Annotated in this window: 11 protein-coding genes and 2 pseudogenes; 9 read left to right on the forward strand and 4 right to left on the reverse strand. The window is 58.9% G+C overall.

The annotated features are described in order from the left end of the window. The first annotated feature begins 19 nt into the window (after window positions 1–19). Both ACZ1J6_RS23070 and ACZ1J6_RS23075 read left to right on the forward strand, forming a co-directional pair. Window positions 20–292, forward strand: coding sequence for a hypothetical protein (locus ACZ1J6_RS23070; RefSeq protein ID WP_465128643.1), 273 nt, complete (start codon window positions 20–22; stop codon window positions 290–292). Between the two features lies 1 nt (window position 293). Further along, entirely contained in the window at window positions 294–1217 is a 924-nt protein-coding gene (locus ACZ1J6_RS23075) for a Kiwa anti-phage protein KwaB-like domain-containing protein (RefSeq protein WP_465128644.1), read from the forward strand. 538 nt (window positions 1218–1755) lie between these two features. Here the strand turns inward: ACZ1J6_RS23075 and ACZ1J6_RS23080 are convergent. The 3 genes from ACZ1J6_RS23080 to ACZ1J6_RS23090 all read right to left on the reverse strand — a co-directional run bounded on the left by ACZ1J6_RS23080 (window position 1756) and on the right by ACZ1J6_RS23090 (window position 4472). Beyond that, on the reverse strand, window positions 1756–2589 hold the full coding sequence (locus tag ACZ1J6_RS23080) for a hypothetical protein (protein WP_465128645.1): 834 nt from the start codon (window positions 2587–2589) through the stop codon (window positions 1756–1758). Between the two features lie 107 nt (window positions 2590–2696). Beyond that, window positions 2697–3146: a DUF488 domain-containing protein gene (locus ACZ1J6_RS23085; RefSeq protein ID WP_465128646.1), complete on the reverse strand. Its 450-nt coding sequence runs from the start codon at window positions 3144–3146 to the stop codon at window positions 2697–2699. Window positions 3147–3716: 570 nt separating this feature from the next. Next, entirely contained in the window at window positions 3717–4472 is a 756-nt protein-coding gene (locus ACZ1J6_RS23090; RefSeq protein WP_465128647.1) for a hypothetical protein, read from the reverse strand. A 433-nt stretch (window positions 4473–4905) separates the two neighbouring features. Between ACZ1J6_RS23090 and ACZ1J6_RS23095 the strand changes: the two genes are divergently transcribed. The 5 genes and pseudogenes from ACZ1J6_RS23095 (at window position 4906) to ACZ1J6_RS23115 (ending at window position 15977) form a co-directional block, all read left to right on the forward strand. Next, window positions 4906–11205 carry a hypothetical protein gene (locus ACZ1J6_RS23095; protein ID WP_465128648.1) on the forward strand — a complete coding sequence of 2100 codons (6300 nt, stop codon included), beginning with the start codon at window positions 4906–4908 and terminating at the stop codon, window positions 11203–11205. A gap of 34 nt (window positions 11206–11239) precedes the next feature. Next, on the forward strand, window positions 11240–11896 hold the full coding sequence (locus tag ACZ1J6_RS23100) for a hypothetical protein (protein WP_465128649.1): 657 nt from the start codon (window positions 11240–11242) through the stop codon (window positions 11894–11896). Window positions 11897–12557: 661 nt separating this feature from the next. Continuing rightward, window positions 12558–13339 (forward strand): annotated as a pseudogene (locus ACZ1J6_RS23105) (IS5 family transposase). Between the two features lie 83 nt (window positions 13340–13422). Then, on the forward strand, window positions 13423–15102 hold the full coding sequence (locus ACZ1J6_RS23110) for an AAA family ATPase (protein WP_465128650.1): 1680 nt from the start codon (window positions 13423–13425) through the stop codon (window positions 15100–15102). Beyond that, the gene (locus tag ACZ1J6_RS23115) at window positions 15099–15977 is read left to right on the forward strand and encodes a hypothetical protein (protein ID WP_465128651.1); all 879 of its coding nucleotides are present in this window, start codon (window positions 15099–15101) and stop codon (window positions 15975–15977) included. Before ACZ1J6_RS23110 ends, ACZ1J6_RS23115 begins: the two co-directional genes overlap by 4 nt. 401 nt (window positions 15978–16378) lie before the next feature. Here ACZ1J6_RS23115 and ACZ1J6_RS23120 read toward each other — a convergent pair. Continuing rightward, window positions 16379–16671: pseudogene (locus tag ACZ1J6_RS23120) on the reverse strand (transposase domain-containing protein); the annotation flags it as partial. Window positions 16672–16944: 273 nt separating this feature from the next. On the opposite strand from ACZ1J6_RS23120, the gene ACZ1J6_RS23125 reads away from it, so the two are divergent. Next, a complete protein-coding gene (locus ACZ1J6_RS23125) occupies window positions 16945–17577 on the forward strand; it encodes a tyrosine-type recombinase/integrase (RefSeq protein ID WP_465128652.1) in 633 nt (210 codons plus the stop codon). A 603-nt stretch (window positions 17578–18180) separates the two neighbouring features. Continuing rightward, the gene (locus ACZ1J6_RS23130; protein WP_465128653.1) at window positions 18181–19896 is read left to right on the forward strand and encodes a ShlB/FhaC/HecB family hemolysin secretion/activation protein; all 1716 of its coding nucleotides are present in this window, start codon (window positions 18181–18183) and stop codon (window positions 19894–19896) included. Window positions 19897–19992 lie beyond the last annotated feature (96 nt).

Here is a 19992-nt window from a genome sequence, read left to right on the forward strand (position 1 = left end):
TCCATACGTCGTTTCGTTTATGAGCATCGACTACCAGGAGACGGGGAAATTCATCGGTTTTCTAGTTTTTCTTGCCTGGATGTTTTGGATAACGCATCGAGCAGGGCAGATTATCTTCAACCCGGTTCTCATTGCGATGGGGTGGAGGCTGTATACCATTAGTTACCGGTTTGCCGGTGGTCAGAATACCTTCAAAGCGAGCGTGCTTTCAAAAGGCCATCTCATTCCAGGACATTACAAACAGTGCCCACTGCAAGAAATTCTAATTATTAAGCCTGAGGATGTTGCTTAGCATGCCGATACCCCAGAATTTTGCGGACTTCGACATCGAAAATGCCGGGGTCACTGTGTGGCTATTTAAGAAGTCGGGCGGGATGGGCGGCGGAACCCCCATTTTTACCGGGCGGTGGATATCTACTACAGGCGCGTTGGAGGCGGCCCTTAAAGAGGCCGTGGTTAACGCGCGTGCTGCTATCGAAGAAGTTAATCCCTATGGTCTTCTGGCTCAAAACAATGAGGCGAGTGTTCTTAGCATTGACACGCTAGAAACGCATGCTGATCTGATCGTGTCGGCTGCAGCAGACGCATTGCCGGAGCGGAAGGTCAAAAACTTGGGCCATGTACAAAACACAGATTTTTACGTGATCAGGCTCACGAGTGGGACGAACGTGTTGCACGCCGTACGTAAGACCGATGTTTCTTGGCGATCGAGCAGGCGTGGTAACCATATCGACGTTCTATTCCGGGATGAGGGGCTTGAGCTGGATGATTCCCCACAATTCACTTTGTCAAAATATATCGACTTCTTCATTATTAATGATCAGCTTTTGATCAAGGAAAAAGCAAAATTCGAGTCGATTGTAAATTATCGACAAGCGCATGCTGATGACTTTGTTGAGCTTCAGGCCGAGCCCAAGTTCTCCGATCTTTTTACTAATCTTGCACCACTTGTCGCCTTTGTTGGGACTAATAAAATACAACTTCGCCGTGTCTGCGCTATTCGCCAGAAGGGCCACTATCAAGACGAAGCTTTTATGAACCGGCTGCGGAAGCACCACTCCCAATACCAGCTCAACCTTGAGTTCGACGCGAAGGGACTCATCCAACCCACGGCCGAAACCTGCGCCGACATCATTACCGCCCTACTTGATCATCGGCTCTCATCGGCGTTTTCGCAAAACGTCTATGACGTGCCCGACGCAACGCAGGTCAACTAGAGAATCTGGAACGCTGTTAGGCAGCTTGGCCACTTATGTTCATCCAGCATTGCAAAATTGTCGGGCGCTGTGGCAGGTGACGGCTCCAGTCGGTCGAAGGATTTGCCCGGATTTCCAAAATCGGATCGTTCGCCTCGATTGCCTTGGAGGCGGGAAGGAGTTGGATGCCGAAGGCAGTCTGTCCCCGGGCCTGTACATTCATGTGCCGGGCTGCGGGTTCGTGGAGGTGTTATCCATGGGTGATGCGTGAACCGAGACGAATGTGGAGACGGGCAGATATCGCTGGGCAGCTGTTAACTTCGGTTATTAGCGAGTAGGCCGTCATGCGACGATGTTTCTTGAGCCGATTGAGAAGCGTCACGCGCTTTAGCGTGGATCGGCAATGGCATTCGAGCGCAGCGTTGACCCAATCTCAGGGGCGTGCGTTTCATTCATTACGCAACACATACGGCCGGCGGCTGGTATTGCGAGCTGATATGCCGATGCTAGAAGGTAGTGCGCTGTGTGTGGGCGGTCCTCTTGCGGCAGCCTTGCTCGCTCATATGAACATCTCGGATTGAACAGGGCGGTCCGCAGGAATTTTGGGCGGATAGATCATGCTAATGATAAGCCACTGATCGGGAAAGCGATGAATTGTTCCCATCAGGAACTGCAGATCCTTGGCGGGTAGCTCGGTTTCGAGCTTTTGCCTGAAAGGCCCCTCCCAACTGTCGCCGTACTTGTCGACGCAGTGCCAGTATAGGGCTCCAGCTTCCCAATCGGCGATCTTATGGCGATAGCTACGCGTCTCGCCACCAACCACGCATTCGTAGTGGTAGTGGAAATTGTGCGGAAGTTTGCGCAGCAAGCGAACCTCGCGGTCGTCGTGTTCGTCGAAGAGTCCGCCCTGGATCTGGTTGCTGACCAACTTTTTGAGCTCTGCCTCGGTCCAGTCAGGATTATCTGCCTTTGTGATTTCGAGTCGGTTGATCCGTGTCGGGCGCAGTAGGGCCAGGGTCCCGCCTTGACTTCTGCGCGCGGCTTCAAGGGCTGCAAAATCCGAAAAGAGTGGGAGTTTGCTCAGTTCGCTGCGGCGCGCGGCCCATTCGTTCTTGGTGCTGATCGGCTTGCCGGCCAAAGTAATTGTATCGACAGAGATTGTGTGACTTTCGGGACGGTGATCCTTCTGGGCTTTACGGATTTGGGCGGAGATCCATTGCCACTTTTGGAATTGCTGGTTGTCGCGGATTAGGCGAAAGGGAACCGGATAGAGTCTAATGAATTCGCCCGATAGCGTCATTCCCGCAACACAAGATGTCTCTGCGTGCTTTTCGCTGGGAGAAGGATAGGTCTTGCACAGAATGAGTATGCGTTCGGTACGGACAACTGCCATAGGCCCCTCCAAGCCGGAAGTGACCGGCAGTCAGGTCAGTGTTAGCATGGAATGTCGGTAGCGTTTAAGGGCTTTAACGCATCTTAATCGGCAGTTTCTACGCGTCGTCAGGGATTGATGCCCACGTTCTTTACATCGAATGCAGCGAGCCGCACCATTTCGTTTGCCACCACTGTGCGATGGCACTGTGCCGGGCTACGCTCATAGCAAAGCAGGATGGATGGGCTCTCTTCGGCCAACTCAACTGCTACGCGCAAGGCTTCCTGTCCCTCGGGCGTTGCAATATGCGAGGTGTAGATCTCAAGAAAACCCGGATAGTCCCCACGGCGCATGGCTTCTCGCCCTGCTTTGGGATCGCCTAACGCCTTGAGATGGCTGTAGGCGATGCCCTGTTCTTCCAGAGCGTCCGCCAACGCGGTTTTCGAAAAGCCGCGCTTGCGCGACACTGGAACGTCGCGGATGTCGATCAGGCGTTTGATGCCGCAATCCTTCAATGTCCGCAGGAAATGGGCGATATCCGCCCCTTCATAGCCGACGGTATATAGGGCGCTGGGCATACAATTCTCCTTGATGCGCGGCCTGATACACAGAAAGGCGGATTTCCGTTAGTGCGAATCCTGCGTTTTATAGCCTAACCTAGGCGAGCCTCAGGACTACGCCCATGCCCAATGCGGCCATGGCGCCTATCTAGTGGGCCCATCAGCCCCAACAGTCGATCGCAGGACAAGATTCGGGGCATTGCGCTTCTGACCGTGCCGAATCTCATAGGAACCGGACACTTTTAAGCGGGCCAGGCAACGAGCTTAAATAGTCGAACAGGGCGTCATCGGCCGGTATCGGCTCAGACGGGACGCTTCCGGCCCCTCTCTGGAACGCTAGCCCACGCCAGACGCAGTAATCGGTGAACGATGCAGTCGCCTGCCAGCTATGCTGCACGCAACACGGTCGCTTAGCGATTTGTGAACAATGTGCGGTCGTGCGAAGGTAGAGACACATTTTGTTGCAGAAAGTGGCGCCCTTCGACAATTGCCCGCTTCGAGGGGGCAGCCCGGGGCTTCGGATCGCGGAGCCTTTAAGCTCAAACCGGGCAAATTAGAGGAAGTCGGTGGCTCGGCTACCGGCTTCGTTCAAGAAGTCCTGCTGCTGCCCGCCCGCGCAACCTGTCGCAGGTCTCGATACTCTGCGGTCCCTTCGAACGGCGCCACGAACGAGACGAGATCCGCTTGCCCGTTGATCACCAGCGGCCACAGGGAAAGGGGGACGGGGCGACTATCAGCGATGAGATGGAACTGGAAGCCGCCGACTGTGAAGACATAGGTGTTTAGGTCCCTCAAGCGGCGGCGGCTCGGAAGGACATAGACATGCCGGACATCGAGGCGATTGCTGCTGAGCCGGTTCGCGATCACGGGGAACTCCGAAAGGCTGTCGCCAAACGCTATGTCGCGCGCACGATCCGAATGGGGGCCAAGATCAATCCCAGCGAAATCCGGATGGCTTGAAATGGACGCGCGCCATATGACGGAGGTGACGAACGCCGCGAGACGGCTGCATGAAACGCCATCGATCCGTTCCAGCCTGCCGATCCGGGCCTCGGTAAACGGGCGTTGGGTGAATTTCAACGCATAGTCGTCAAGGCGTCCAAGCTTCCGGTCGCACTGAGCGCAAAGAATTGTTTTGTCGAAGGCGCCGAGTTGGTGACGAGCGCGCCGGGCGCCATCGGCCACGACGCGCAGATTATAGCCCCCTTCGCTGTGGAGGGTTCGTGCGAAGCCTGCAGGAATGATGTGCGCCTTGATGAACGAACGGGATGTGCAGTCAGGTCCGTTGCACCGCCCGGCCTGACGATGCGGGTCCTGATCCTCCTTGCCTTGGTTTTCACCCATAAGATCTCGCGGTTGCCGCAGCTAGCTCTTGCCTGCTCTCCGGTTTGCGCAGTCTATAGCACGATCTCCATACGGGTGAACTTCCGCTGCCGCGCTTTTACCCCCGTCGAGGAACGTGAATGGCAGAGAAAGGGGACCCCCTCGCTTACGACTACGATGCCATGGGCAGCCGCGGAGCGCCTGTACTCGAACGGTCTTCCAATTGGGTGGGCAGTTGCAGCAAGCACCTGATGCCGATAGGAAACCAGGCGAGCCGGGGGGCATAGGAAAAGACGCTCAGTGAGCGTTTCAAACTCGCCATCCTATCAGGCGGCATGGGAACAAGGTCCGGCGGGACTCGCGAGGCAGGCAAGTGAGCGATTTTAGAGGCGCGCGGGGTTCAAATACTGGCGACGATTATCATGAGCTCTGGGCGGCACGGCATGCTCTTCGATTGCTCGACGATCGCGACCCGCTTCAGGCCCTGACTGTCGAAGGCATTGCGCCTAGCGATGAGGCCAGCGCCGACGAGGCGACCTGGGATGGCGTTGATTGCGGACTTTACGAGGGCGGGCGCAATGCACGCGAGGCGAGCCGGATCGTCTTGGAGCAGCTCAAGTATTCTGCCGGCAATCCAACGGGGTCATGGACGGTCGCGCGCCTCGTAAAAGGCGAGAAGCGCCAAGACAGCGTGTTTCACCGGCTCGCGCGGGCTTGGGCGGGTATTCGCAAACTGCAACCGGGCTGCGCGGTGGAGGTGACGCTGGTGACCAACCAGCCGATCAATCCGGAGTTGGAACTCGCGAGCGGTTCAATCGCTGCAGGTGGTATCACCGTTCCAAAGGCCAGACCAGCCAAAGAGGCCGCGGATGCGACCAAGCTCGCTTATGCGGCAGGCCTCTCGAAGAAGGATCTGGAGGTCTTCGCCGGCGCTTTGCGGTTTCATGGCGGAACCGGATCGCGCTTTGCGATAGAGGAACAGGTGCTCGCCGAGATGGCCGCCTGGACCGATCTCGAGCTGCAAACGACGGTCGCAGATCTTCGCCAGTTCATCCGGCAGCGTATGCGGCCAGAGTTCAGCGGAGAGGTCATTACCAAGGAGTCGGTACTGCTCGGTTTGGGCGTATCGAGCATGGGCGCGCTCTTTCCCTGTACTCCGGTGCTCAAGCACATACTCGAGCCTGTCCCTCGTGCGAGCGTGGCTCATGCAGCCGAGCGCATCCTGGCCGGCGAACAGTCCATCTGCCTCCACGGACCTGGCGGGATAGGCAAGACGACCGCGCTTCAGCAGATCGAAGCGGCACTTCCTGCTCATTCGATAATGGTGACTTACGACTGCTATGGTGGCGGCACCTTCATGGATGCCGGAGCCCTTCGGCATCGTCCTGAAGATGCCTTTCTGCAGCTCTCGAACGAACTCGCGACGCGATTGAGGATGCCGATTCTGCTTGGCCGCCATCAACTCGCAGATCCGGCGCGCCATTTCCTGAACAGGCTCCGTCACGCAGCTCAAGCGCACAGGCAGGAATATCCCGAGGCGCTGATCGTCATTGCCGTGGATGCAGCCGACAACGCCGTGACCGCGGCGACCTCAAGAAGACCGGCTGAGGCCTGCTTTGTACGGGACTTCGTTGCCTTGGGAGAGGTACCCTCGAACGTGCGGTTCGTGCTCACGGCGCGAAGCGGACGTCTACCCGAGATCGAGCTTCCCGCTGAATTCACCAAGATCGAGATCGCGCCCTTCACAAGAGAAGAGACTGAACTCCACGTCCAGCGGGTGTGGGCTGCTCCTCCCGAATGGCTCGATACCTTTCACCGCCTGACCGCCGGGGTTCCGCGCGTCCAGACTTATGCATTGGATCTGGGCAAGGCGGATCCAGAGAGCGCTATCGAGCGATTGCTGCCGGGAGCCCGGACGCTTGACCAGGTCTTCCTCGAGCAGTTCGAACGAGCGCTGAGTAAGAGCGGCAGCCCCTCCAATGTCGCCAAATTTTGCGCCGGGCTCATCACTTTGGCTCGCCCCGTGCCCCTCGCCGACCTCGCCGTCGTTCTAGCGATCCCCGAGGCGGCATTGGTCGATATCTGCACCGACATGGCACCGGCGATCCGGCTCGCAGATGACAAGGTCAGCTTTGCGGACGAAGACTTCGAGGATTTCGTGCGTAAGGAGGGCATGCCGGAGTTCGAGCAGGTGACCGCAGCTGCGGCCACTTGGCTGGCGAGCCGTTGCAGCACTGACCCGTATGCTGCTCAGCATGTCGCAGGGGCGCTGGTCTGCGCGGGCAAGGGCGCTGAGCTCCTCGATCTTGTCGAGGCGGAACCATCACCTGAGATCATTACCGATCCGGTGCTGCGCCGTGAGGCAGAGCTCACGCGCCTGCGGCTCTCGATCTCGGTCTGCCGCGACGCGGGCGATGCCGCGCGCGCGATGCGCTTCGTATTGATCGGCGGGGAGGGACTCAAAACCGAGCGGGCCCTACGCTCACTCCTGAGCAACAATCCGGATCTGGCGGTCCGATTTGCGCCCGATACAGCAGGCCGGTTGATCCTGACCGACCCTCAACAGATCGGCTATCATGGTGCCTTTTTGCTCCACAAACAGGTCGTCGACGCACAGGCCGGTGATCGCGTCTCGCTGCGCGAAGGGCGGCGGCTAACGGGAGCCTGGATGACCGCACGGCAAAGGCTCGTTAACGAGTACGACAGCGCTGGCTGGCGGCTCAATCGTGGGGATATCGCCGCAAGTATCGAGGCGGAGCTGCGCGTGGAGGGCCCGGAAAAGGCGCTGGCCTCGCTTTGGCGATGGACGCCGAGGCGTATTCGGCTGAAGGTTGCGAGGCTCATCGGGCCTCAACTTCTGGCTCAAGGGGATGGCGAACTTCTTCAGGCAATCCTCAAGACCGCGCGTTTGCATCCAAGGGACGCGCTGTTCCTGTTGGTGCCGATGGCGATGGCAGGTTTGTCCGTTGACATGACGCTGCTCGCCGAGGGATTTGTCAGTTTCCGGTCTCGGCGCCATAATCTTTCCGGCTTCCTCTCCGCTTCGCACCCCGTTGACGAATTGTGGGCATGGATCATCGACATGCTGATGGCTGCCTGCGAAGTACTTTCAGCGAACGGCCTCGCGGCGGCATCGGTCGACGATTTTCTTGATGAAGTGCTGCGTCCGGATCACCGCCAGATTGCGAAGCTGTCAGCCGGTAACACGGCTAAGCTGGATCTGATCTTTCGCGCACATGCGCTGCGTGCCGCGAGGAGCGGACAAACTCCCGACCCTGACGGCCTTTACGTGCCGCGGCCTGTGCCAAGCGACGCGGAGAAGAAGCGCCCGGGCGCTCATGGCGAAGCCGAAGCCGACCGCAAGCTCACGGAGCTCGCCGCTTCGCTCTATCCGACCTATGCCGCAACTGCGATGATCCTGTCCGGCAGAGTCGCGGCGCAAGATGTCGCAAGTACATTGGATGCGGCAGTCAAGCGGCGCATCGACGGCCAATGGCGGTTGACGAGGGAACGCAGCGGTATCGCGCTGGCTATGGCCGCTGGCCGCGCGACACTCATCTTGATGGTGTCCGATGTGGACCGGAAGATGCTCGCCGCCAAGGCGCGCCAAGTACATGGTTTGTGGGGAACCGCTGACCTGGATCCCGATGCCCAGTTTGCGGGGCGGCTGGCACTCTGTTCCGAATTGCACTCCTCAATCGTGACTGAAATTGACGACGCGGTTGCTCAGATCCGTATCCGGCGGATGGGCGCCGAGGACAAATCAAGGGCACTGGTTGCCTACGCGCGCATTTTGCTGCCTATCAGTCCCGACGACGCGAACACGGTTTTTCACGACGCAGTCGAGGCGGCGGCTGAACTCGATCGTGAAATCAATGCACAGCTGCGCCTGCTGGGAACTCTGTTCAAACGCGGCCTGTCGGCCGTCAGCGACGAAATGACAGCGGCGCGGGACCTGTCCGAAGCGCTTGCCGATGCTGCGATCCGGCTGGGCGACGAGGAGATGCTACCCTGGGATGAGGTAATGGATGTGCTTGCCTCCCTCGACCTTCCTCTTGCATTGGCGAACGCGGCAAAATGGGAGGACGCTGATCTCGTAGGGTTGCGGCATACGCTCGAACCTGTGCTGAAATCGGGCCTCTCCTCCGGCCGGCTCAGTCCAGCTGAGGCGATGGCGATCGAGCTTTTCCTCTATGGGGACCATGGAGTGGTTGCGGTGGCATTGGATCGCCTTGCTTCAGGCGCGATTGCGGGTCCGTTTCTCGAAGAAGCGGCATGGAATGCGCTGATCCGCCACAGCCATCGAAGCAACGAGAAACTGGTCATGCGTGTTCGCACGGTGACCAGTGACAAGTGGGGCAGGGCCCTTGTCGATCAGCACACGTTTCTGGCAAGCCTGCCTCCTGTCGGAGCAGCCGCGAGGGGGCAGGGCAAGGCATCTGATCCTCGGCCCAAGCGGGATGGACCGACCAAGCCTGTTTGGACCCGGGAAATTTTGCTCGACGCCGACGAATTTGGCCGCGTCGCTGCAGCTGCGCTCGAGAGCGCCCGGGCTGATCGCCATTACATTTCGCTTTCGGATGTCATCGGCTGGGCAGCAGACAGCGTTGCGCTTCGTGACCGCGTTGGGTTTCTCGACATGCTTCGTGCGCTTACGTCACCGGTTCCCGGAGAGACAACAGAAAAACTGATCGATTTGGTCGAGCAATGGAGATCACCGGCGCTGCGCGGCTGGGCGACCAACGAACTCCCGAAAGTGATCGTAGACCGGCTGCCGGAGCTCATCCGTTACATCTCCCACGAAGAAACCTCGCTCCCGCGGGCGCTCGATCTGACGCAGCTCGGATCGCCACAGATCGTTGACCTGCTGCTGCGCGGTATCGAATTGCACGGCGAGGCGCTCGGCGGCGAACAAGTATTCGACTTGTCGGGGCTGATCGGCGGATACCTCGATCCTGTTGCGTCTGCGCAGATAGGGCAATGGTATGCACGCCGCCTGGCTGCCCGGGTCGCACCCGAACACCGTGATCAGACCTGGGCTGTAGACGAAGTTCCCAAATCCGTGTCAGTGGCCGTCGCGCGTTTTCTATATGCGTGCATGGGCGATTACGATGTCCGGGTTCGGTGGCGTGCCGCCCACGCGATACGGAGATTGGGGCGGCTCGGCGCGGAGGATGCATTACGCGCGTTCGTTGCCGAATACGGTCGCCGCGAGGAGACGCTGTTTCGCTCGCCTCGGCTGGACTATTACTGGATTGCGTCATGCCTCTGGTCGGTCATAGCATGGGACCGGGTCGCCAACGAGACTCCGCAAATGGCTATCGTGGCTGCCGCCAAGTTGCTGGAGATTTCACGTAATCAGGATTTCCCGCATCTTCTCGTCCAATCCTTTGCGCGGGACGCCTGCCTGAAATTGTCGCGATCGGGCCATCTTCACCTCGAGCCTTCGCAGATCGAGGAATTGGAGGGTGTCGCCACTTCGCATTTGGTCGCACAACCCACCCAGGAAGGGCAGCCACGCAGACGGCGCAGCCTTGTCGAGGATGAAGGGCGCCGTTTCCATTTCGATCCCATGGATTCGATTCCCTACTGGTACGATCCCATGCTCGAAGCCTTCTCCGGCGTTTCGCAGGATCAGTTGCTTGCGGCTGCAGAAGGCTGGATCATCGATCGATGGGGTTACCCAGGCGACATTCGGGCATTCGATGCGGACAGGCGCCATCATCGCTTCTCGGATCGTGACTGGTCGCTGACGAGTAACAGGCACGGGACCAACCCGACCCTGGAGAGGCTTAACAATCACCTCGAATGGCATGGTCTGTGGTGCGCAGCAGGCGAATTGCTCCGCACCGAGCCGCTCAATGAAGACCGTTCGGAGTGGGATGCACTTCCGCGCCGCATTGCGCGCGAAATGCTCGCCGAACCGCAGCACTGGTCGGCGGATTTACGCTCGCCCGTTCCATTGCGGGCCGACTTCTGGACCGCTCCGCAGGAACAGCTGGAAGAATGGGTTGCGGCGGTACGGGAGGAACGCATGCGCGCAGAGCTCCAACCATCCGACCGTCCTGGCTATGTCCTCGTGGGCGGCAGCTGGCAGGTCCGCCAATACGATCGGTCCGAGAGAGTGTCGTGTTCCAGTGCTCTCGTCGAACCGACTATGGCAACGTCACTTCTGCATGCCTTGCAAACCATGGATAGTGCCTGGGACTATGGAATTCCGCGCGAGAGCGAGGAGGAAGAGCCCGATGCCGATAAGTCCCCATACCGGATGATTCCTTGGTTGCGCACCGTGAGTTCGAACGGCGGCATTGACGATCTCGACGCTTTTCGGGGCAATGCGACCCTTGTCGATTGGCGTCCGGGCCGACGGGTAATTGAGGCTTGTGCATTGCAGCGAGGTCCTGGCAATGCCCCGTTCTGGAATGCACCGGGCCGACCGCCGATGTTCATCTATGAAGTATGGGGTGAACAGGATCGCGATGATGACCAATACAACACAAGTCCTGTTACCGCGGGCCGCAGGGTGTTTGCCGAGCAGCGCCAGCTGCAGGAATATCTTACATGCGAAGGGCTCGATCTAGTGATCGAAGTGGAGGTGCGACGTGAAGGAAACGACAATCAGAGAAGCTATGACTCGAAAGATACGACGCCCAATTGCTCGTACGATCGGGTCTATCGCCTCGACGAAGCCGGCGGACTTCACGCAGCCGAAGGACGTGTTGGAACTTGGGCGGGTGATCGTCCGCCAACTTGAACTTGAGCAGCGTGGAGAACTTCCTGCGCGATGGATGGCGCACCATCTGGCGGAACTGATCACGACGGCTGAGGAAGCCGAGGGCAAGGCGAAGGAGCAGGCGCAGGACCGTGCAGCCGAGCTCATCCTGAAGCTCTGGGCGAACCGGCGGGCGTTGCCGATACCATCCGATCCCCTCCATGGCCATCTTGCGGCGATCAAGGTCCTCGAAGCAATGCTGCCGGCAGCGAACCCCTGGCGTCGGATCGGGCGCGATCGTTCCGATGAGATTATTCTGGGCGATATGTTTGGCTCGCTGGCGCATCTCGTGATGTGTGGCATTTTGCTCACCCGCGGCGAGCAAAGACGTGAGATAGAAGATGTCGAATGGGCGGCGCTTTCCGATGAGGAACGGTTCATGGCCGAGAACCTTGTTCGCTGGGAGATATTCGCAGCATCGCCCGAACCATCCGTTATTTCGCTCGAAGCATTCTACGCCGCGTTCGTAGAAGATAATGGCGAGGTCGAATCCGAGGCTGAGCCTGCCGCACAAGATCTTGAAGAGACGGAAGTCGATCGGCGACGGAGGACGCAGTCCGCCATCGTGGCTCACATTGAAACATTCCAGGCGCACCTCACAACCTTGAAGGAGAAGTGGTGTTCAGCGTCCGGTCTGAACGGCGCCGAAGAGGGAGTGCAACCTGTCACCTAGATCCGATGCGCGCTACGCATCGAACCCGGCTTCCGGGTCAGGATGTTCGGGGCTTGACCGATCCCGAAGGCGTAATGCGGACTTGAAGCGGATGCCTGCGGTTCAACGCACGCCATTATATGATAATGGAGCCAACCCGTTCGGCGAAGTAATGCCCCGAGCCGCAATCGGTCGCGTGTTCTGCCTTAGGCGGCGTGGACAAATTCGAAGCCACTCAGTCCGAAGCCATACTGCAACATTTGCCGAAGTCGTCGCTTCGTTTAGAATGGCAAGATGCAGTTCCGACTTCTCCGCATTGACGTGTCCGCCCGCGTCATCGGCGTGTGGGCGCTGGCCTTGGCACTACCGGGTCTGATGTTTGGTTCTCTCATCGTTGTGATAGCTATATTCTCTGTACCCTTTTTGATTGCTGCCGCTGTTCTTTCGCTCTGGTTTGGGGCCGCAATCCTGCGTCGGCCAATGCCTTGGTCGCTTGCAGCGGCAGCGGCCCCCTAATTGGCGGCTGCGCGATTTTTGGCCGGGCAGGCTTGTTGTCGCTGGCCATTACCCTGCCAGCCGCCTTCTATTTCATTGCCTCGATTCGCATCATTCCACCAACACTACGAGACCAAATTGACGTAGCCCCTACTCGCTGATTCAAGGCTGCTTTTTGGAGGCAGGTTTGAGCCGGGGCGATCTCACCGAGACGGAATGGCGCCTTCTGAAGGGCTTACTACCGATTGAGCCTGAGAACCGTGGCCCAGGCAGGCGTCCCGAGCAGAACCGCGCTGTCATCAACGGGATCCTTTGGCGGCTCCGGTGCGGAACGCCATGGCGCGACGTCCCGCCTAAGTATGGGAGCTGGAACACCATCTATCGACGGTTCCGCAGGTGGAGCGAAGCGGGGGTCTGGGAAACCGCCGCCGTGACGCTGGCCGAAATCATGGCGGACAGCGGCCATTACAGCATCGATAGCACCACAGTCCGCGCCCATGTCTCGGCAGCTGGCGGAAAAGGGGGCCTCATCGACGCGCTCTTGGCCGCTCGCGGGGCCGGTTCACCAGTAAGCTTCACTGCCTGGCTGATGCCCTCGGACGACCTCTCGCCTTCCATCTGACGGTCGGCGAGGCGGCAGATTGCAGGGCCTATGATGCCCTCATCGGCCTGCCCGAGCGCGCACCCGACGCTTTGCTCGCCGACAAGGGCTACGACGCCGACGCAATCCGCGCCGACCCTGCCAAGCGCAAGATCGAGGCTGTCATCCCCGGTCGATCAAACCGTCGTGTGTAAATCGAACATGACCGAGCGCTCTACAAGCAGCGCAACCGCATCGAGCGAATGTTCGGACAGCTCAAGATCAATCGTGCGATCGCTACCCGCTATGACCAGCTTGCCAACAGCTTCCTCGGCATGGTGCATATTGCCACCGCCAGATACTGGCTCAAATTTGTCCACGCCGCCTAGATCCCTGTCGTTCCAAAGAAAAGCTCAAACACACCCACACTTGCCGTGTGGAAATTGGCAGCCTAGTCAGTCGCCGACGGGGCGTGCAGCTCCACCAAGGCGAATGGGGTTTTGCGCAAGTGGCCGAAAAATTTCTGCGTTACACGGTGGTCTTTGCGAAACATCGTAGTGTCGGTACGCCAACAGTGCCTGGGACAATCGTCATCACTCCCGACATTAGTGAGCGTGACATCGGGCGCTTTCAGATCAACGTCGAAATAGCAATCTATCCGATAATCAGCAGTGATCGGCAATTGACGCCGCTCATTCAGGGCTACGTGGGGTTCTCTGGCGGTCCCAAGCGTTCCGGAGACCTCACAGACCTATTTGAGGCGTTCGACAATGCGAAAACCGACGTGATCCCGTCGGAAAAGCTGCCGTCATACTTTACTATGTTGCGCGAGCTGCGAGGTTACCGGCAGCTCGTATCGGCGCTAGGCCCGGAGGAAACACAGAAGGTCCTGCGAGAGCTGCGCGACATGGCGTTCGCGCAAGACCGCCATCTTACCGCCGCCTGGGTCCGAGCGGCGAGAGAAAGTGACGTGTTCAACCGTGGCTTTTTGCGTCGTTCAGACTCCTATTTTGCTTGGAAAAACTCGGGTTCAATTCTGGAGGGGGAAGAAAACGAGCGCACAGGCCTCCTGTCCGAGAAGCTTCGCATCCGCTTTCAGATGACCGGGCGACCAAATACGCACGATGTCGATTTCAAGTTCTCACTTCAGGAGCCCGTTCTTCCAAAGCGTTTTGCTGTGATCATTGGCAAGAATGGAGTCGGTAAAAGCCAAACGCTCGGGCGCATCGCGCGTGCGGCACTGGGTGGCAGCCCAGAGCTTACAGGAGGGGATGGCGGAAGGCCGCAGTTGACGCGCTTGCTTGCGTTCCAACCAACAGCCAGCACGACATCGGCGTTTCCGATCCACCGCCGGGGCGGCCGGATATGGTATCGCCGCTTTGCCCTGACCCACTCTGGGAATGTCCGCAGACGGCAGACAACGTCAGACGTGATCGTGAACCTCGCGCGCGTTAATGAGCGCATCGCCGGAATCGAGCGGATGGAAATATTCCTGACTGCTCTGCGCGCCATTGAGCATCATGACGAAATAGCCCTCATGCATCGCCGGGATTATCCAGGCTACTTCCTCCTCTACGACGTCTGGGAAGGTGACACGGATGCGCAGCTTGATCGGCTGGCACGTGTCGACGTCAGCATGGAACCTGTGCGCGTCGTCGAAGGCAAATGTTTCCCGCTCAGCAGCGGCGAGCTCGCGTTTGTGCGCTTTGCGGCGCTTGCTAGCCTGTTCATCGAGAACAGTTCGCTGTTGCTGTTCGACGAGCCTGAAACGCACCTCCATCCGAACTTCATCAGCCAGTTCGTAGCACTGCTCGACAAGCTCTTGGAGCAAACCGGTTCCGCGGCGATAATCGCGACGCACTCGTCATACTTCGTTCGCGAGACGTTTCAGGACCAGGTTAGGGTACTGCGATCGGGAGAAGATGGAGCGATTGAGGTTATCGAACCCAGGCTGCGGACATTCGGGGCGGATGTCGGCTCCATCTCCCAATTCGTATTCGGAGAGGGTGAACCTTCGCAGCTGGCGAAGGAAGTTGAGGCGCGCATTGCAGCGTCAGGGGGGCCTTGGGAGACCATCTTCGAGCGGTATCGAGATGAGTTGTCGTTGGATCTGCTGAGCGGAATTCGAGCAAGAATTGAGAAGCGCAAATGAACAAGATTGACGCTCCAGTCTTCGACGACAAGGCTGCGCTCACACTCCTGTCAGGCAAGAAACGCTGTGGTAGTTACCCACTGTTGCAGAGCTACATAGCGACGATTGAAAACGCCTACGATGATTATGAGGCCAACAAAGGTAACGCTACAGTCGTCGTCGGCACTCCTCTGCCTGACCAGTTGAGCACACCCTTTAAGGTGCACTACTCCTCACCGCCGGACTGCCTGCCTCACATCGATGATATGCGAACGGAAAGGCGGACGAAGACCTGCCCAATGTGCGGATCGCAGCGTTGCGGCACACTAGACCATGTTTTTCCCAAAGCTGCGTACGCATGTTTCGCAATTTTCGCGAAGAATCTCGTGCCGGCATGCGATTGCAATTCTCACCGCATCAATGACGTGGTTGGTCCGAACGGCGAGCGGATCCTACATCCCTATTATGACGATATCTTGGCCGAGCGGCTGATTTCCGCGCGCTTCGACGACTTGGGTGCGGTACCGGTTGTCACCATTCAGTTTGTCCTGGACCCTGCGCACGCTCTGTACTCATCAGTTGAATTTCACTTTGAAAAAGTGGTCGAAAGGACCGGGCTTATCGGTTGGCTTGGCGAGCAATGGGCAAAATTCATTTTGGAGCCGGGAGGTCACATCGCGGACCTTAGACGATACAATCCGGTGACCAGAGAAAGTCTCGTAGAAAGCATCGAGTCGGATCGAGGTTACAGCGATCGTCTGCACGAAAGTCGCAACAGTTGGTTGTCCGTATTCATCAGCGGCTTACTCGATGATCACGTAATCGACTGGATATTCGCTGCGCTCAACGCGCCAGGACGCGATCCAGGGGGACCTCTTGTTCCCGGGGTGAGATAGGATGCATAAAGCTCATAACAAATCGCCTTCCGATGATCTCTAAGGGCGCAGCCACACGCCTTGTGATTGCATTACAGCGCCCTGCACCCGATATCGGAGGTGCTTGGCACGCTGCGATATCGTCAGATTGAACACGCTCTCGGGAAGCATGAGCTGGGCGCCAGCATTTGGCACATCGAGGCAAACCTGGAGACGGTATGTCAAGCTCGCCGTCCGCTGCCGCCCCCGCGGAAGCGGTCCCTTGACGCTGCAAATATTTTAGAGCGGGCGTTTCTCGCCGAAGACCGCTATTTTAGAGGCAGCGATACATTTCTTCTGTCGTGACGGAATGTTGCCATCCGGGGAAGCTCGCGGCGTAACGCTGGACAGTCAGCGATACGGCGTTGTGCTGGGTGCCAGTTTCATGGGAGCAACTGCTCGAGTTGGCGGACCGGATGCTCGGCGATTCGAGCAAGCGCATCCGCGAGCCAAGCCTGCGGGGCCACGTTGTTGAGGCGGGCGGTCTGGATCATCGTGTAAAGGACGGCTGCGCGCTGGCCGCCGCAACCGGATCCGCAGGACAGCCAGGCCTTCGGGCCAAGCGGCACGCAGCACAGTGTTCGGCGACATTGTTTGTCAGCCAGACCCAGCCGTCGTTGCGGAAGCGGCTAAAGGCATCCCTGCGGCGCAGCATGTAGTTGATGGCCTTGACGAGGATCAGCCTTCCTAGGCAGCCGGCCATGACATGAAAGGATGCACTCTGCCAGCCCGCTTCAGTCTGGCCCCTTCGCCTGGGCTAAGAAGCGGCATTCAACGGCATCTCCCGTATGTGGCTCCTCAGGATGGGCCGTGGTTCGGTGAATGAAGGGCCGCTTTCAGGGAGCCCTCATGAGGCGCTCGACGTCAGCTATGTCGGCGCTTTTGGCCCGCGAGCCATGCTTCAGTGGAGTACACTCCGGCTGGCAGTTGATGCCAATGGAGAAGCGCCATGGGACATTCAGACTTAGATCCTGCCGTTCATGAGCGGCGCCCTTGGAACGCAGGCCAGAATGTGGGGCCAAAACGTCCGCTGAAGTTACGCGACATTTGGGCCATCCGGTTTTACCTCGACGAGAATAGGCGACTGCGCGACCGAGCGCTGTTTGACCTTGCCATCGACAGCAAGCTACGCGGCTGTGATCTCGTGAAAATCAAGATTGGTGATATTGTTAGTCGAGGGAGCATTCGTAGCCGCTCGACGGTTATCCAACAGAAGACCGGAAAGCCCGTCCAGTTCGAGATCATGACGGAAGCGCGAAAGAGCCTGACGGCTTGGCTGGACAGACGCGGTTGGAACGTAGACAACTTTGTTTTCCCCAGCCGTGTCGATTATCTCGGTCACATGAGCACGCGGCAGTACGCGCGCCTCATCGACGAATGGGTTACGACGGTCGGCTTGGACAAGCGGGAATACGGCACGCACTCGATGCGGCGCACAAAAGTCTCGCTCATTTACAAGGCGACCGGTAACCTGCGAGCGGTGCAGATCTTGCTCGGTCACTCGAACATCGAGAATACCGTGCGTTACCTCGGCGTGGATATCGATGATGCGCTCACTTTATCGGAGCGTACCGAAATCTGAGCAGCATGCCGGCTCCGCGGCTGTTTCGAGGGGCCGGCATGCCGACATTGACGGTCGGCAGGACGGCAAAGCGACCGCGCCTTTGAGGGCTACTATGCCAAGGCAATCGGGGGTCCTCGCGGCCACATCAAAGGGTGTATTGGGCTGAAGAGCCCGTCCGGCTCCGGGGGAGGCGGCTAGGCCGTCGTTTGATGCTGCCTGTCGCCTGACAGAAAGTATGGCGGAAATTTGATGATGGAGGCGAGAATTGCGGTCTATTCGCTCAATCACAAACATGATGAATTTGATTCGCTGAAAGCAACCGTACATTAACCATTGTGGCTATCTCAGTGATAATAGCTTAGCAGATTTCATGCGGAAATTTATTCCGGTCACTAGGCAATAATTGCCGGGTTATCGATAGAGTGGTTAATGTGACCTTTCTGGATTTCAAACTTGTAACCGAGTTTGTAATTATGAGCAAAATTTGACTGTCGACCCGTCGATCGGCTGCGCTTAGTTCACAAGTCTAGTGGGCGCGGGCCAGCAACGTTCTGGTTTCATTTCACATTAAGCGCCCGGCGGGGAATTGGTGTGAGCAAGAGTATTGGCGGGACATGGAGATTGGCGCTCCTCCCCGCATGGTCTGTGGTCCAGATCTGCGGCTCGGCGCAGGCCCAATCGGTTCCGGGGCAAGTCAGCCGCGACGCACAGCGGATACTTGAACAGCAGCAGCAGCAGGCGCGGGAACGCGCCGAGCAGTTCCAGGATCGGCAAGATCGCCCGCCTTCCGGCGAAGTGGTGGAACAATCCACGGAGGCTGTAGCGACCGATAGGGGATGCACAGCGATCCACGCCGTCCGCATTGTCGGTATGACCCGCTATCGCGAAACCGATTTCAAGGGGGAGATCGGGTCGCTCAAGGGGCCGTGCACCAGCATATCGGCCATCGACCTTGCGCTGCGCGCCATCACCAATCGGTATGTGAAGGACGGGTTCGTAACGTCGCGGGCGTTCGTCGGGCCGCAGGATCTCAAGGCCGGCGCCCTAACCATCACGGTGATCGAAGGGCGCGTCAGTAACTTGCAGCCTGTGGCCGATCGTGACGGCGGCATAAGCTATGGCCCCCGAGAAATCGCCGCAGCATTTCCCACAGGCTCCGGCAAAATCCTGAACCTGCGTGCGCTTGAACAGGGCGTCGACCAGCTCGCACGGATGAGCAAGGGTGATCCCAAGATCGACATTGCCCCCGGCGAAACGCCGGGAACCAGCACGGTGCTGATCAAGCGGCAACCGCTGGCCCGCTGGGTCAGGCCTTCAGTGGCTTTCAACAACGAGGGGGCCGCGAGCACCGGGCGCTGGCAAGGCACCGCAGGTCTCGACGTGGATTCGCTCCTGGACTTCGGCGAGGCGTGGTCGTTCTACTATCAGCGCAGCCTCCAGCATGGCGCAGAGCGCGGCAGCCACGCGGTTGGCGGTTTCGTGGCGCTGCCTCATGGCTGGTGGACGCTGTCGCTATCGGGCGGATCATCCGTCTACCATTCGGTGCTGGAGGGTAACGGCCTGCGCTTTGGGAGCGAGGGGCGCACCTGGAACGGTTCCGGCACCCTTGATCGCATGGTCTACCGCGACGCATCGAACAAGCTGTCGATCTCGGCCGGGATTTCTCTTCTCGATACGGAGAATGCGATCCAGGGTATCCGGCTTCAGACCGGCAGCTACCGGATCGTCACCGCGCAGCTTGGTTCCCGCTGGCAGCGGCGGATCGGCAAGAGCCAGTTCAGCCTCGCCGCCGGTTATGACCGCGGCCTCGATATCCTCGGCGCCGAGACCGTTGATACGGGACCCGGCGGTGCAACCGGCCGCTATGATCTCGTGACGGGCGAAGCAGCCCTGCAGACGCCTCTGGCGATCGGCCCCACACGCCTCACGAATACGGCGCTGGTGCGCGGGCAATGGGGTTTCGACAATCTGTTCCCCGCGCAGCGTTTCAGTCTCGGCGGTTCTTCCACTGTCCGAGGGTTTCGGGATGACGGCATCTCGGGGCGCTCCGGCGTGCTGCTGCGCGATCAACTGCGCTTCGGCATCACTGATGTGGCAAAGTCCAGTCCCCACCTCGCCTCGAGCCTTTCCGGTTATCTCGCCTACGATATCGGTGCCATCCGCCCCCACCAGGACGACCCTTATGAACGCGGGGTTCTTCAGTCGCTCAGCGCCGGGTTCAAGACTCAAAGCCGCCACCTTCAGGCGGAACTGTCCATTGCGGTGCCGGTCTCGGCGCCTTCCTGGGTGCGCACCTCGACGGCGCTCGTCAGCACTTCGATCAGGATCCTGCTCTGATGCAAAACGCTTCCTCGCCCCAAGACCCGCGTGCCGCTGTCCGGGAAAAGTGCCCGAAGGCCGCAGTCGCAACTGCCTCCAAGCCCGCACCTCGGG

It is taken from the genome of Novosphingobium sp. BL-S-21 (assembly GCF_055521655.1).